Source organism: Burkholderia sp. Ax-1719 (genome assembly GCF_011753055.1).
In the GTDB taxonomy this organism is placed as follows: Bacteria; Pseudomonadota; Gammaproteobacteria; order Burkholderiales; family Burkholderiaceae; genus Paraburkholderia.
On sequence record NZ_VWWJ01000004.1, the window covers coordinates 438,256 to 451,229 of the forward strand.

Annotated in this window: 11 protein-coding genes; 9 read left to right on the forward strand and 2 right to left on the reverse strand. The window is 61.8% G+C overall.

Annotated elements, in window-relative coordinates; translation table 11 throughout:
• Window positions 1–306: 306 nt before the first annotated feature.
• From F3J17_RS11490 to F3J17_RS11500, 3 genes are all read left to right on the forward strand, one after another.
• Window positions 307–1,914, forward strand: coding sequence for an APC family permease (locus tag F3J17_RS11490; RefSeq protein ID WP_167057847.1), 1,608 nt, complete (start codon window positions 307–309; stop codon window positions 1,912–1,914).
• A gap of 73 nt (window positions 1,915–1,987) precedes the next feature.
• Window positions 1,988–3,631, forward strand: coding sequence for an aldehyde dehydrogenase (NADP(+)) (locus tag F3J17_RS11495; RefSeq protein WP_167057645.1), 1,644 nt, complete (start codon window positions 1,988–1,990; stop codon window positions 3,629–3,631).
• On the forward strand, window positions 3,624–4,658 hold the full coding sequence (locus F3J17_RS11500; RefSeq protein WP_167057648.1) for an Ldh family oxidoreductase: 1,035 nt from the start codon (window positions 3,624–3,626) through the stop codon (window positions 4,656–4,658). Before F3J17_RS11495 ends, F3J17_RS11500 begins: the two co-directional genes overlap by 8 nt.
• Window positions 4,659–4,788: 130 nt before the next feature.
• Here the strand turns inward: F3J17_RS11500 and F3J17_RS11505 are convergent, their stop codons facing one another.
• A complete protein-coding gene (locus F3J17_RS11505; protein ID WP_205194728.1) occupies window positions 4,789–5,037 on the reverse strand; it encodes a hypothetical protein in 249 nt (82 codons plus the stop codon).
• Window positions 5,038–5,308: 271 nt separating this feature from the next.
• On the opposite strand from F3J17_RS11505, the gene F3J17_RS11510 reads away from it, so the two are divergent.
• The 5 genes from F3J17_RS11510 (at window position 5,309) to F3J17_RS11530 (ending at window position 10,751) form a co-directional block, all read left to right on the forward strand.
• Window positions 5,309–6,127, forward strand: a complete 819-nt coding sequence (locus tag F3J17_RS11510; RefSeq protein WP_167057654.1) for an IclR family transcriptional regulator — start codon at window positions 5,309–5,311, stop codon at window positions 6,125–6,127.
• Between the two features lie 75 nt (window positions 6,128–6,202).
• The gene (locus tag F3J17_RS11515) at window positions 6,203–6,913 is read left to right on the forward strand and encodes an amino acid ABC transporter permease (protein WP_167057657.1); all 711 of its coding nucleotides are present in this window, start codon (window positions 6,203–6,205) and stop codon (window positions 6,911–6,913) included.
• 89 nt (window positions 6,914–7,002) lie between these two features.
• Entirely contained in the window at window positions 7,003–7,860 is an 858-nt protein-coding gene (locus F3J17_RS11520; protein WP_167057660.1) for an ABC transporter substrate-binding protein, read from the forward strand.
• 342 nt (window positions 7,861–8,202) lie between these two features.
• Entirely contained in the window at window positions 8,203–10,209 is a 2,007-nt protein-coding gene (locus F3J17_RS11525; protein ID WP_240160912.1) for an EAL domain-containing protein, read from the forward strand.
• A gap of 191 nt (window positions 10,210–10,400) precedes the next feature.
• The gene (locus F3J17_RS11530) at window positions 10,401–10,751 is read left to right on the forward strand and encodes a PilZ domain-containing protein (protein WP_275692901.1); all 351 of its coding nucleotides are present in this window, start codon (window positions 10,401–10,403) and stop codon (window positions 10,749–10,751) included.
• 8 nt (window positions 10,752–10,759) lie between these two features.
• Here the strand turns inward: F3J17_RS11530 and F3J17_RS11535 are convergent, their stop codons facing one another.
• On the reverse strand, window positions 10,760–11,731 hold the full coding sequence (locus F3J17_RS11535; RefSeq protein ID WP_167057666.1) for a Dyp-type peroxidase: 972 nt from the start codon (window positions 11,729–11,731) through the stop codon (window positions 10,760–10,762).
• A 261-nt stretch (window positions 11,732–11,992) separates the two neighbouring features.
• On the opposite strand from F3J17_RS11535, the gene F3J17_RS11540 reads away from it, so the two are divergent.
• On the forward strand, window positions 11,993–12,877 hold the full coding sequence (locus tag F3J17_RS11540; protein ID WP_167057669.1) for a TauD/TfdA family dioxygenase: 885 nt from the start codon (window positions 11,993–11,995) through the stop codon (window positions 12,875–12,877).
• Window positions 12,878–12,974: the final 97 nt, after the last annotated feature.

Sequence of the window (12,974 nt, forward strand, 5' to 3'; positions counted from 1 at the left end):
CGATACTTCTTCGCATCGCCGCTGATCTGGCGCGATGCATACAACGAAGGAGTTTGGCACTGTGAGCAGCAACGCTATTCCATGGAGCGGAGTGATTTCCGCCGTCAGCAGTCCTTTCGCGCATTGATGCCAGGCATCGATTTTCCCGCGCTTCTCGCGTAGTCACTCGCGTCCTACCGCACCTATAGCGCACCGCACCTTCCACGTTTCAGGCTTTCGCACGTCGATGCGGCAGCAGAACGCTCAAGCGCTTATTCCTATACAGGAGACTCGACTGTGTCCAGTCAAAGCAATTTACATCGTCCTTTGCCGGTTCGCGATGGCGCAGCCACCGCAGCATCGGAACAGGCAGGCGAAGGTCGTTTCAAGAAGCAGTTGTCCCTGACCGATCTCACGTTTATCGGCCTGGGCGCCATTTTCGGCTCGGGCTGGCTGTTTGCGGCAAGCCACGTGTCGGCCATTGCCGGTCCCGCCGGTATCGTCTCCTGGTTGATCGGCGGCTTCGCGGTGCTGCTACTCGGTATCGTCTATTGCGAACTGGGCGCGGCATTGCCGCGCGCGGGCGGCGTGGTGCGTTATCCGGTGTTTTCGCACGGCCCGTTGCTGGGCTACCTGATGGGCTTTGTCACGCTGATCGCATTTTCAAGCCTGATTGCGATTGAAGTCGTCGCCGCGCGCCAATATGCGGCCGCGTGGTTCCCCATGCTGAGCCAGCCCGGTTCAGGCAATCCCACTACCGTGGGCTGGTTGGTCCAGCTCGCGCTGCTGGGGCTGTTTTTCCGCCTCAATTATTCGAGCGTAAAAACATTCGCGCGCGCGAATAATCTCATCAGCATTTTCAAGTTCATCGTGCCGCTTTCGGTGATCGGCGTGCTGTTCACGTTTTTCAAACCCGCGAATCTGAGCGTGCACGGCTTCGCGCCGTTCGGTCTTTCGGGCGTCGAAATGGCGGTCTCGGCGGGCGGCATTATCTTCGCCTATCTGGGCCTCACGCCGATCATCTCGGTGGCGAGCGAGGTGCGCAATCCGCAACGCACGATTCCTGTTGCGCTGATTCTCTCCGTGCTGCTTTCCACGCTGATTTACGTGCTGCTGCAACTGGCGTTTATCGGCAGCATTCCGACCGATATGCTCAAGAGCGGCTGGGATGGCGTGAGCAAGGCGTTTTCGCTGCCGTATCGCGACATCGCACTTGCGCTGGGCGTAGGCTGGCTCGCTTATATGGTCGTGGCCGATGCAGCGATCTCGCCGAGCGGTTGCGGCAACATCTACATGAACGCGACGCCGCGCGTGGTCTACGCGTGGGCGAAAACCGGCACGTTTTTCCGTGTGTTTACGCGTGTGGATGCGGCCTCGGGCATTCCGCGTCCCGGGCTGTGGCTCACGTTCGCGCTGGCGGTGTTCTGGACGCTGCCGTTTCCCTCATGGGAAGCGCTGATCAACGTGGTGTCGGCGGCGCTGGTGCTGAGCTACGCGGTCGCGCCGATTTCGGTCGCCGCCTTGCGCCGCAATGCGCCTGATCTGGAGCGCCCGTTTCGCGTGGGACGTTTTGGTATCGTCGGGCCGGTGTCGTTCGTGATTGCCGCGTTGATCGTTTACTGGTCGGGCTGGGGCACGGTGTCGTGGTTGTTGGGACTGCAGATCGTCATGTTCGTGATCTATCTCGCTGCCGGCCGCTTCGTGCCGACGCGCGATCTGAGCCTGGCCGAGCAGGTGCGTTCGTCGCTCTGGCTGATCGCGTTTTACGGGGTGATGATCCTGCTGTCGTGGCAGGGCAGCTTCGGCGGTACGGGTACGCTTGCGCATCCGTACGACACCGTTGTGGTGGCGCTCGCCAGCCTCGGCATCTACTACTGGGGTGCGAATACCGGCGTACCGGCCAGCAAACTGCGTCTCGACGAAGACGATCAGTAACGTCACGCCATCACACCTTATCCGTTGATTGAACCGGGCCACGCCGGCCCGGTTGTTCTTTGCAGGAAGCACCATGAGCGAAAGCACTTTTAGCATTTCCGGACAGTCGTTGATCGGCGCGGCCAGCGTGAGCGGCGATAACGGCGCTTTTAATGGCGTCAACGCGCGCACGGGCGAAGCGCTCGAACCCGCATTCGGCGGCGCCAGCGTCATCGATCGGGAGCGCGCCTGCGCGCTTGCCGAAGCGTCATTCGATCTCTATCGGGAAACCTCGCTCGAAGCACGCGCCGCATTTCTGGAAACGATAGGACAACAGATCGAATCGATCGGCGACGTGCTGATTGAACGATGCATGGCCGAAACCGGTTTGCCGCGCGCGCGCCTCGAAGGCGAACGCGCGCGCACGGTCGGTCAGCTCGAACTGTTCGCGGCCGTGCTGCGCCAGGGCGACTATGTCGATGCGCGCATCGATCCTGCGCAGCCTGAGCGCAAGCCCATGCCGCGTGTGGATCTGCGTCTGCGCAATATCGCATTGGGCCCGGTGGCGGTGTTCGGTGCATCGAATTTTCCGTTGGCGTTTTCGGTGGCCGGTGGCGACACCGCTTCGGCGCTTGCGGCGGGTTGCCCGGTGGTCGTGAAAGCGCACAGCGCACATCCCGGCACGTCCGAACTCGTCGGGCGTGCGATCCAGCGTGCCGTGGCGCAATGCGGCTTGCCAGAGGGCGTGTTTTCGCTGCTGTTCGATAGCGGCATCGACATTGGCCGTGCGCTCGTTGCCGATCCGCGCATCAAGGCCGTGGGATTCACGGGTTCGCGTGCTGCAGGCGTCGCGCTCATGAGGATCGCGAACGCGCGTGAGGAGCCGGTTCCGGTCTACGCGGAAATGAGCGCGATCAATCCGGTCGTGCTGTTGCCGGAAGCGCTAGCCGCGCGCGGCGAGCTGATCGCGCGTCAGTTCGCGGCGGCGCTGACGCTGGGCGCCGGGCAGTTCTGCACGAACCCCGGCCTGGTGCTGGCCGTGGAGGGCGAGGCGCTGCGCGCATTCGAGCAGGCGGCGACCGCAGCGCTGGCCGATGCCGCAGCGCAGACCATGCTCACGCCTGGCATTCACGCGAACTATTGCGCTGGCGTGGCGCGTTTCGCCCGCGCCGTTCAGGTAGAACGTCTCGCAGCCAGTGAGCAAGGCAACGAGCAGACTAACGAGCAGACCAACAAGCAGGGCGGCCCCTTCGACGCCCAGCCCGCGCTCTTCGCCACATCGGCACAGGCCTTTCTCACCGATGAAGCCTTGCGCGCCGAAGTGTTCGGCCCGGCTTCCCTGATCGTGCGTTGTACGGACCTGAACGAGCTGCATGCGGTGCTGAAGTCAATCGAAGGTCAGTTGACGGTGTCCGTGCACCTCGAAAGTGCTGATCACGAGGCTTGCCGTACCATACTCCCAACCCTCGAACGCAAGGCAGGCCGCGTGCTGGCCAACGGCTTCGGCACGGGCGTGGAGGTCGGTCACGCGATGGTGCATGGCGGCCCGTTCCCGGCGACCTCGGACGCACGCACCACGTCGGTCGGCAGCCGCGCCATCGAGCGCTTCCTGCGCCCCGTTTCGTACCAGGACTGGCCCGACGATCTGCTGCCCGCAGCTTTGCGCGAGGCCAATCCCCAACGTCTCGCGCGCCGCGTGAACGGCGTGCTCCACCGTGAGGAAACCCCGCATGACTGAGCAGGATGATGACGTTGCGCTGTCGCTGACTGAACTCTTCGAACTGGCTCGCAAGACGCTCGTGCATCACGGCGTATCGCAGGCCCACGCCGACGCGATTGCGCGCGTCATCACCCAGGGCCAGCGCGACGAATGTCATTCGCACGGGCTCTATCGTCTGCTGGGCTGCGTGCGCTCGGTGCAAAGCGGCAAGGTCGATCCGCGCGCGGAACCGACGTTGCGCGACATGGCGCCGGGCGTGCTCGCCGTGGATGCGCACTATGGCTTTTCGCTGCTAGCATTCGAAACCGGGCTGCCCGTGCTGGCGGAAAAAGCCCGTAAGCAAGGCCTCGCGGCCATGGCGATCAAGCGCTGTTTCCATTTTTCAGCGCTCTGGCCTGAAGTCGAGGCGATCGCCGCGCAAGGTCTGGTGGGTCTCGCAATGAATCCCAGCCACAGCTGGGTCGCGCCCGCAGGCGGCACGCGCGGCGTATTCGGCACGAACCCCATCGCCTTCGCCTGGCCGCGCGCCAATGGTTACCCCTTTGTCTTCGATTTTGCAACCAGCGCCATTGCACGCGGCGATATCGAACTACACGCCCGCGAAGGTAAACCGATTCCCTCGCACTGGGCGATAGACCGCGATGGCCATCCAACCACGGACGCCCGCGCGGCGCTCGACGGGGCGATGCAGACGTTCGGCGGCCATAAAGGCTCGGCACTGGCCGCGATGGTGGAGTTGCTCGCGGGCGCCTTGATCGGCGATCTCACCAGCATGGAATCGCAAGCCTTCGACGATGGCGCGGGCGCCAGCCCATGCCATGGCGAACTGGTGATCGCCATCGACCCGCAGCGTTTTTCAGGCGATGAATCGACCAGCGACTACGCCGCCGGCCAGGCGCGTGCCGAGCGTCTATTCGAAGCCATTGTCGATCAAGGGGCAAGACTGCCTTCGCAGCGTCGTTTCGAGGCTCGGGAGCGCAGCGAACGCCATGGCGTTCGCGTGCCCCGTGCGCTCTACAACGACGTGCTCAAGCTGATGGATTGAAGCTCTCTCAGGTTCTTTTTGATTGACCCGGCCGACGGCCTGTATATCAGGCTCTCTATTTGAATCGGCCGAAGTCGGTTCTCTCAGGTTCTTTTATTGAATTAGCCGACGCCCTCTTTAGTTCAACGCGCTAAGCCTTCAACGAATCGATCAGACGGTCGATTTCACCCAGCTGTCCCTTCGACAGTTGATGGCTTTGCGCAATATCCCGCAAGCGTTTGCGCCAGTACGACGGCGGCAAACCGAGTTCCTTCATGTCCTGCGCAGACAATCTATCGAGCATCGACCTGATGTGCCGGATATCGTCGTGAGCGAGTTTGAGCGAATGAGCACCCGACAATTTCGGGCTCGCGCCGACTTCAAGACCCCCTTCAGACATGATTCCCATTATTTTTCGCCTCGGAAAGCGGTGACGCGCATGCCATGCGCATATCGCCGGCCTTGTGACGTCCTGTTGCTATCTATTCGGGTCGAGCACGCGATGAGTTCGCGTTTCGAACGGAGCCAGATTTATTTTTCGTTCGGCTGTACCGAACGCCGTTCGGTAGTGTTATTTATGGTAGGTTCCACATTGACGGCTGTCAATAAAGACCATGCACAGCGAGCCGAGGTTTTCATCGGTCCAGCGACGGGAAGAACGCGAAATAAAAATGACACAAGCAGCTCAAACCACTGAAGATCGCTACGCACTTCGCAGCGTCAGCCGGGCGCTGGACGTGCTGGAAGCATTGGGGACTTGCGGCAGCGAAGGGCTCACGGTCGCGGAAATCGCCACCATCATCGGCGTTTCAAAAAGCACGGCGTTCGCGCTGCTGCAGACACTGCTTGCGCGCAGCTATGTCATCGACGTGCGGCTGGGCGGTTCGCGCCGCTATCGATTGGGCTTTGCGCTGGTGCATCTGGGCGATCGCGCGGCGGCCGACACGGGCGTCTCGCAGGTGGCCATGCCGGTGTTGCGGGAACTGACCGACGAAACCGGCCTCACGTCGCGGCTCGCGGTGCTCGACGACGACGGTTACGCCGTCGCGATCAATCGCGTCGATGCACCGGGCATCGTGCGCATCGCCTCCGCACTCGGGCAACGCGAACTGCCGCATTGTTCGGCGCTCGGCAAATCGCTGATGGCGCTGCTGCCGCCGGCGCGCGTCGTCAAACTGCTCGCGCATACCGGTATGCCGGGCCGCACGCAATTCACGCGCGTGACGCCCGCCGAGCTGATGAAGGATCTGATTCTCGTGGCCGAACGCGGCTACGCATTCGACGACGAAGAGGACAATATCGGCGTGGTCTGCGTGGGTGCGGCGATTACGAACCGTGACGGCGAGGGCGTCGCGGCGATCAGCGTGACCACGCTCAAGTCCGGCCTGAGCGACGAAGATCTGCATGCGCTCGGCCGCACGCTGCGCGCGTATGCGGAGCGCATCAGCAGCAAGCTCGGCGCGCAGCCGCAGCTCGTTGTGCGCGACTGACATGCGCGACTGACGCTATTTCGATCACCGCACGCTGATCTTCGACCCCGCACCTGCGAGACGGGCGGAAACATCATGCCGACTACCATCCTGGAACTGTTCGATCTTCACGGCGCGAGCGGCTATCTGCCCGATTTGCTGCGCGGCGCGTTCACGAGCGTCGAACTGACGTTCTGCATCCTGGCGCTGAGCTTGCCTTTCGGCCTCGTGCTCGCCATCGCCAGAATCAGCCACGGGCGCGTGCTGCGCACACTGGCCGCCGCCTATATCGAGCTGATTCGCGGCACGCCGGCGCTGTTGCAGCTGTTCTATATTTATTTCGTGCTGCCGTCGTTCGGGCTGCGTTTTGATCCCTTCATCGCTGGCGTGATAGGGTTGTCGATCAATTACTCGGCTTATCTTGCCGAGGTGTATCGCGCCGGCATCAACGCGGTGCCCAAAAGCCAGGTGGAGGCCGCGAAAGCGCTGGGCATGTCGGGCGCTCAGACGCTCAAGCTGGTCGTGCTGCCGCAGGCGCTGCGCATCGTGGTGCCGCCGCTCGGCAATTACGCCATTTCGCTTTTCAAGGACACGTCGCTGGTATCGATCGTGACCGTCAAGGAGCTGATGTTCACGGGCCAGATTATTTCGTCGACGAATTTTCAGTACGCCACCGTGTTTACGATTATCGGCGCGATATATTTGGCGTTCTCGTGGCCCAGTGCGCTCGTCGTGCGCTGGCTTGAGCGCAAGATGGGCACTCCGCGCACGGCAAATTCATCGTCCGGCTACGGAAAGAAGCTGTAATAGAAAACGCGTGGAAGAAGCGTGTAATAAGAACGAAATTACGATTATTTCATTACGTCGTTAATACTTAATCACACTGGGGGTGTTTCATGCGCAGATTCGTGGTGGCGCTTGTCGCCATTCTGGGCGGGCTGGGGGCCTTGTCCAACGCATACGCGGACGACAATGGGGGCATTGTCGGCGTGAGTTTTCAGGGCGGAGACGGGTCGTATACTCGCGCGGTCCGCAATGGCGTGACGCTGGCGATTGCCGCCGATCCGCCATCGACTTTCCTCGACGACAAGACGCATCAGTTCGATGGCGCGGACGTGCGCATCTTCAAGGAAATCACGAAGCGCCTGGGCATCACGAAAGTCACCTGGAACATCATGCCGTTCGACGCGATGATCCCGTCGCTGCTTTCGAGCCGCACTGACATCATCGTCGACAATCTGCACACCAATCCGCAGCGCCTGCGCGTGGTCTCTTTTACGAGTCCCGCTTACTGGTACGGCTCGGCCATCGCCACGCAGCGCGGCAACCCCTTGAAGATTCATAGCTGGGAAGATTTCGCGGGGCACACCGTCGGCACCTTGCGCGGCAGTATCAATCACCAGTTGCTTGGCGAGCGCAAGGACCTCAAGGAACTCAAGCTCTACACCAGCAGCGAGGCCGAATTCGCCGATCTGATCGCAGGCCGCATCGACGTGGCCATGGAAGACGGCATCAAGATCAGCATGTTCCTCAAGCAGCATCCCTCGTCGGCGATTGAAATGGTGAGCGATTACAAGCCCTTGCCGCAGGAATATGGCTATGCGCGTTACGCGCTGCGCAAAGGCGATGTCGATCTGAACCACGCCGTCTCGCGTGCGCTCGACGAAATGCGCGCCGACGGCACACTCGCCTCGATCATCCAGCAGTTCGGTTATAGCGACCGCAATCTGTGGTTTTTCCCGGTGAAAAACTGATCCGCGCGGCCGACGAAATCCGCCGTAACGCGATGAAAGATCGATCGTGCATTTATGCCCTTCAGATTTTTCCGCGTCGACCGTTATGCAGTAGTCGTAACGCATCGATGCGTTCTTTCGACACTTGAAGACCACGCCGCGCTGAGAGACGCGGCGTGTGCATGCCGGACCGGCGGGAAGCCGGGCGGCGCCTGCACGACATAGAGACATGAACAGAATGACGCGCCATAGAAACAGGCGCGCAAAGGGCCACGAATGAACGGTGTCTACAACCCGCTATTGACGTGCCTGTCCGTGGTGGTCGCCTTTCTTGCGTCGTTTACGGCGTTGGAGGGCGCTGCCATGCTCAGTACCGTGACCAGCAACCGCTGGCGCCACGTCTGGCTCGCAGGCAGTGCCTGTGCGATGGGCATCGGCATCTGGTCGATGCACTTCATCGGCATGATTGCGCTCACGCTGCCGATTGCGGTGGGATACGACCTCGACGTGACCGCCGCGTCGCTGGCGCTGGCCGTTCTCGCGGCCCTGGTGGCGCTTGCCACCGTGAGCCGCGGCTGTCTCTCGGCGCGCAGGCTGCTTGCGGCGGGCAGCGTAATGGGAATCGGCGTGGCGGCCATGCACTACACCGGCATGATCGCCATGCGCATGTCGCCGTCTATCGAATACGATCCCGCGCGCGTGGCGTTATCGGTGGCGATTGCAATTGGCGCGTCCATCAGCGCACTCTGGCTCGCGTTTCATCTGCGCGACTCGCGCCGCGAAAACATCGTCTGGAAACGTCTGGGCGCGGCGGCCGTGATGGCATTCGCCATTTCAGGCATGCACTACACCGGCATGAGCGCCGCCACTTTCGCGGAGGGCAGCCGGTGCCTGAGCACACATAAAGTCGATGCCAACGCACTCGCGCTGATTGTGGGCGTGGCCTCGACGGTTGTGCTGATCGGCACCTTGTGGATTTTCGGCACCCAGGCGAACCGTCTGTCCGCGTCGCTTGATCGCGCCGCTCACACCATTCGTCACCTCGGCACTCACGACGCGCTGACCGATCTGCCCAACCGCGCGTATTTGATGGCGCGCGCCAAAGAACTCGCGCAGCGCGGCGCGCTTGCCGTGCTGTTTGTCGACCTCGACGGCTTCAAGGTGGTCAACGATACGCTCGGCCACAAGATCGGCGACGATCTGCTGCGCCAGGCCGCCGCGCGCATCGCGGACTGCGCGCGCGAGGGCGATCTGGTGGCCCGGCTGGGCGGCGACGAATTCGTGGTCGTGACGGCTGGATCGACGCGTGCGCACAGCCACGCGGACAATCCTGTTGGCGATGCAGCGGAAACCATCGCGCGGCGCATTCTCGCCAGCCTCGCCGAAGAGTTCGTGCTGGCCGAAGCGCTGCCGGTGCGTATTGGCGCGAGCATCGGCATTGCGCTCTCGCAGGATGAAAGCACGTCGCTCGACACCTTGCTGAGCCACGCGGATTGCGCGATGTACGCGGCCAAACGCAGCGGTCGCAACACCTTTCTCTGCTTCGAAGACAGCATGAGCCGCTCGACGCTGCGCTCGCTGCACATCCAGCGTGATCTTCATGTGGCGCTCGCACGCGAACAGTTCGATCTGGTGTTCCAGCCGAAATACACCGTCGACGGCAAGGCCATGACCGGCGCGGAAGCGCTGTTGCGTTGGCATCATCCGGTGCTAGGCAACGTACCGCCGCTCGAATTCATCCCCATCGCCGAGCGTGCGGGCCTGATGATTGCCATCGGCGACTGGGTGTTGCGCCGCATTTGCGCGCATCTGCTCGAATGGGAGCGCGAAGCGCTGGGCCCGATGTCGATTGCGATGAATCTCTCGTCGATGCAATTCAATCTGCCGCGCATCGTCGAGCGCATCGACGCCATCGTGACAGCGGCGGGCGTGCCGCCCGAGCGGCTCATGTTCGAGATCAGTGAAGCCACCGCGATGCAGGACGTGGATCGCACGCGCGCCGTGGTGCAGGCGCTGCGCGATCGCGGCTATGCGGTTGCGCTCGACGATTTCGGCACGGCCTTGTCGAGTCTTGGTCATTTGCAGGATTTTCGCGTCGACCAGATCAAGATCGATCGCGCCTTCGTGAGCGGCCTCGACGACACGTCGTCGCGCAGTTCGGCGCTGTTATCGGCGGTCATGGCGCTTGCGCGCGTGCTCGGCATCGAAGTGGTGGCGGAGGGCGTCGAAACCGTTGCGCAGTCGCTCAAGCTGCTCGCGCTCGATTGCGACCAGATGCAGGGTTTTCTATGCGGATCGCCGCTGGCGGGCGACGAATTCAGACGCGCGATGTCCGGTTCGTCCGCGGCCTCGCTTGCATTAAAAAACTAGTTGCGCGCGCATTTTTCTCATCGACGATGCGCAATTGCATGTAATCAAGTTGACAAGTTACAATCCGGGCGCTGCTTCGCAATTAAATAAATGTTTCCTTTTAGGAAATTTCGAGGGCAGGACTTTATCGAAGTCCATTGAAGCAACCAGCGCACGATAAAAATAAATCTTGAGAAACTGGTGTTAATCATATGGCGAGTGAACATGATTTGCGGCGGGACGTCCGCACACCGATGTTGTTCGGCCCACTGCTGCTCAATAAGGACGGCAGGGCGCTTGCGCAGGTCGCCGACCTGAGTTCGCACGGGGCGCTGCTGCACGCGCGCAGCGGCCTGTTCGCGCGCGGCGAAACGGTATCGGGCTGGCTGCAGTCGTCGGCCATCGACGACGATGACGAAATCGTCGTCGTGGTGGCGCTGGAAGTGCGCTGGATCGCGGAGGATCACGAACGCGGCTGGAGCCGTGTGGGCTGCGAAATGCTGCCGCTGGATTCCCGATCGAGGGCGCGCCTTCGCTCGCTCATCGCGAAAGCCGCGCCGTAAGGCATCGACTACGGCGCGAGATTGCCAAGGAATGCACGCGCCGGGGCAAAAAACGTCACGCCGCTCACCGCTTTGGAGAAGTCCAGAATCCGGTCGTGCAGCGGCGGCGGATCGCCTATGAACATGCGCTCCAGCATTTTCTCGATCACCCAGAGATGCCGGGAATAGCCGATGAAGTAGGTGCCATATTCGTTGCGTCCGGGGCTGGCGAACGGCATGTTGTCGCGCAGGATATCGTGCTCGCCATCGGCGTCCTCGATCGTGCAGAGCGTCTTGTGCGATTTCTGGCCTTCGGTGGCGTCCGGCAATTCCGTATTGTCGAATTTGGTGCGGCCAATGATGGCTTCCTGCGTCTGCACGCTTTGCGATTTCCACGCTGCCATGTCGTGCAGATACTTCTGGATCACGACATAACTGCCGCCCGCGTAATCGGCATCTTCGTCGGCGACGAGGGTTGCGAAGGGCAGATCGAGGCCGTCTGGATTCGCCGTGCCATCGACGAATTGCAGCAAATCGCGCCCGTCGAAATAACGAAATCCCGCCACGTCGTCGACCACCTCGACCGCGCTGCCGAAAGCCTCCAGCAGGATCTGTTCGAAGGCGACGATCACGTCCATCGACTCCGCGCGAATGTGATAGAGCAGGTCGCCCGCGGTGGAGACCGCTGTGTGTTTCGCGCCGTGCACTTCCTTGAAAGGCGCGAGCTCCTTCGGCGGCGGCTTCGCGGTGAGCGGTCCCCACGCACGATGCGAAATACCGACATTGCAGGTGAACAGGCCGCCGTGCGCGCGAATGCGGATGTCCTTGATGAGATCGTCGGTGCTGGCGAGCACCGATTGCGCGGTGGCAATCGACGCGCTGTCGTCTTTCACGGTCAGCACCAGAAACGCAGCCGCAGCGGTGATGGGGGCGTCGATGGATTGCGGCTCGGTATCCAGGGCGCGCTGTGGATCGGTGACCGGCGATGACGGCTGGTTCATGAAGCCTCCTTCCGCAAGGTGGACAGCCTGAGCACCATAGCACCGATGCGATCAGGTGACGTTTTGCGTGCAGCGGCTTTTTGTACGAGGATTCGGCGCGATGGCTTGCACGCGCCTGTGGCCGTGTGTGCCGGTGTATGCCCGTGTATGCGTTAGCAGCGGCTTTATGACTTGATTGGATAAACGTATCGGATTTGCTTCGTTGTCAGCCTGCGGTGGCGGACGTAGATTGAAGGTTTCGGCAATTTCAAGGCAATTCGCGTGACTACGACCGCTACCTCATCCGACCCACAACAGCAAATCGAAATCCGCGCGCTGGACGCGCCGCTGGGCGCGGAGGTCATCGGCCTCGATCTGTCGCAACCGCTCAGTACGCAGGATTTTGCGCGTCTGCATCGCGCTCATCTCGATCATCACGTGCTGGTGTTTCGCGATCAGCGTATTACACCGGAACAGCAGATCGCGTTTTCGCGGCGCTTCGGGCCGTTGCAGATTCACGTGCTGCACCAGTTCGCGCTGCCCGATCATCCCGAAGTGCTGATTGTCTCGAACATCGTTGAGAACGGCAAACCGGTAGGGCTGGGCGACGCGGGTCACTTCTGGCATTCGGACCTCTCGTACAAGGAAAAGCCCAGCCTCGGGTCGATGCTGCACGCGCAGGAATTGCCCGCGGAAGGCGGCGATACGCTGTTCGCCAACATGCATCTGGCGTGGGATACGCTGCCCGAACATTTGCGCCGCGCGGTGCAAGGGCGCAGCGCCGAACATACCTATCTCGCGCGCTATGCCGAGTTGCAGTCACGCAGCCCGTGGCGGCCCAATCTCTCCGCGGAGCAGATCGCGCAGGTCAAGCCCGTGGTACATCCGATTGTGCGCACGCATCCGGAAACGGGTCGCAAGGCGCTGTTCGTCAGCGAGCACTTCACCACGCGCATCGTCGATTTGCCCGAAGACGAGAGCCGCGCGCTGCTCGCCGAACTGTTCGTTCACAGCGTGCGCGACGCATTCCTGTATCGCCACGTCTGGCGCGAGCACGACATGGTGTTCTGGGACAACCGCTCGCTGATGCATCTCGCCGCGGGCACGCCCGATCATTTGCGCCGGCGGCTCTATCGCACGACCATCGAAGGCGACGCGCCGTTCTGAAGCGCGTCGCACCGTTCCACCCAATATTCCCGCGATATCGATAAGGTTCCGAGAACTCGTTCGTTGTGCTGGATGAATCGGCCTCGTATAACTGCAC

Excerpts from the sequence above, each read along its gene's own strand:
- F3J17_RS11505 (WP_205194728.1), bottom strand. The coding sequence starts at position 5,037 with ATGTCTGAAGGGGGTCTTGAAGTCGGCGCGAGCCCGAAATTGTCGGGT.
- F3J17_RS11530 (WP_275692901.1), top strand. The coding sequence starts at position 10,401 with ATGGCGAGTGAACATGATTTGCGGCGGGACGTCCGCACACCGATGTTG.
- F3J17_RS11520 (WP_167057660.1), top strand. The coding sequence starts at position 7,003 with ATGCGCAGATTCGTGGTGGCGCTTGTCGCCATTCTGGGCGGGCTGGGG.
- F3J17_RS11535 (WP_167057666.1), bottom strand. The coding sequence starts at position 11,731 with ATGAACCAGCCGTCATCGCCGGTCACCGATCCACAGCGCGCCCTGGAT.
- F3J17_RS11510 (WP_167057654.1), top strand. The coding sequence starts at position 5,309 with ATGACACAAGCAGCTCAAACCACTGAAGATCGCTACGCACTTCGCAGC.
- F3J17_RS11500 (WP_167057648.1), top strand. The coding sequence starts at position 3,624 with ATGACTGAGCAGGATGATGACGTTGCGCTGTCGCTGACTGAACTCTTC.
- F3J17_RS11495 (WP_167057645.1), top strand. The coding sequence starts at position 1,988 with ATGAGCGAAAGCACTTTTAGCATTTCCGGACAGTCGTTGATCGGCGCG.
- F3J17_RS11525 (WP_240160912.1), top strand. The coding sequence starts at position 8,203 with ATGCTCAGTACCGTGACCAGCAACCGCTGGCGCCACGTCTGGCTCGCA.
- F3J17_RS11515 (WP_167057657.1), top strand. The coding sequence starts at position 6,203 with ATGCCGACTACCATCCTGGAACTGTTCGATCTTCACGGCGCGAGCGGC.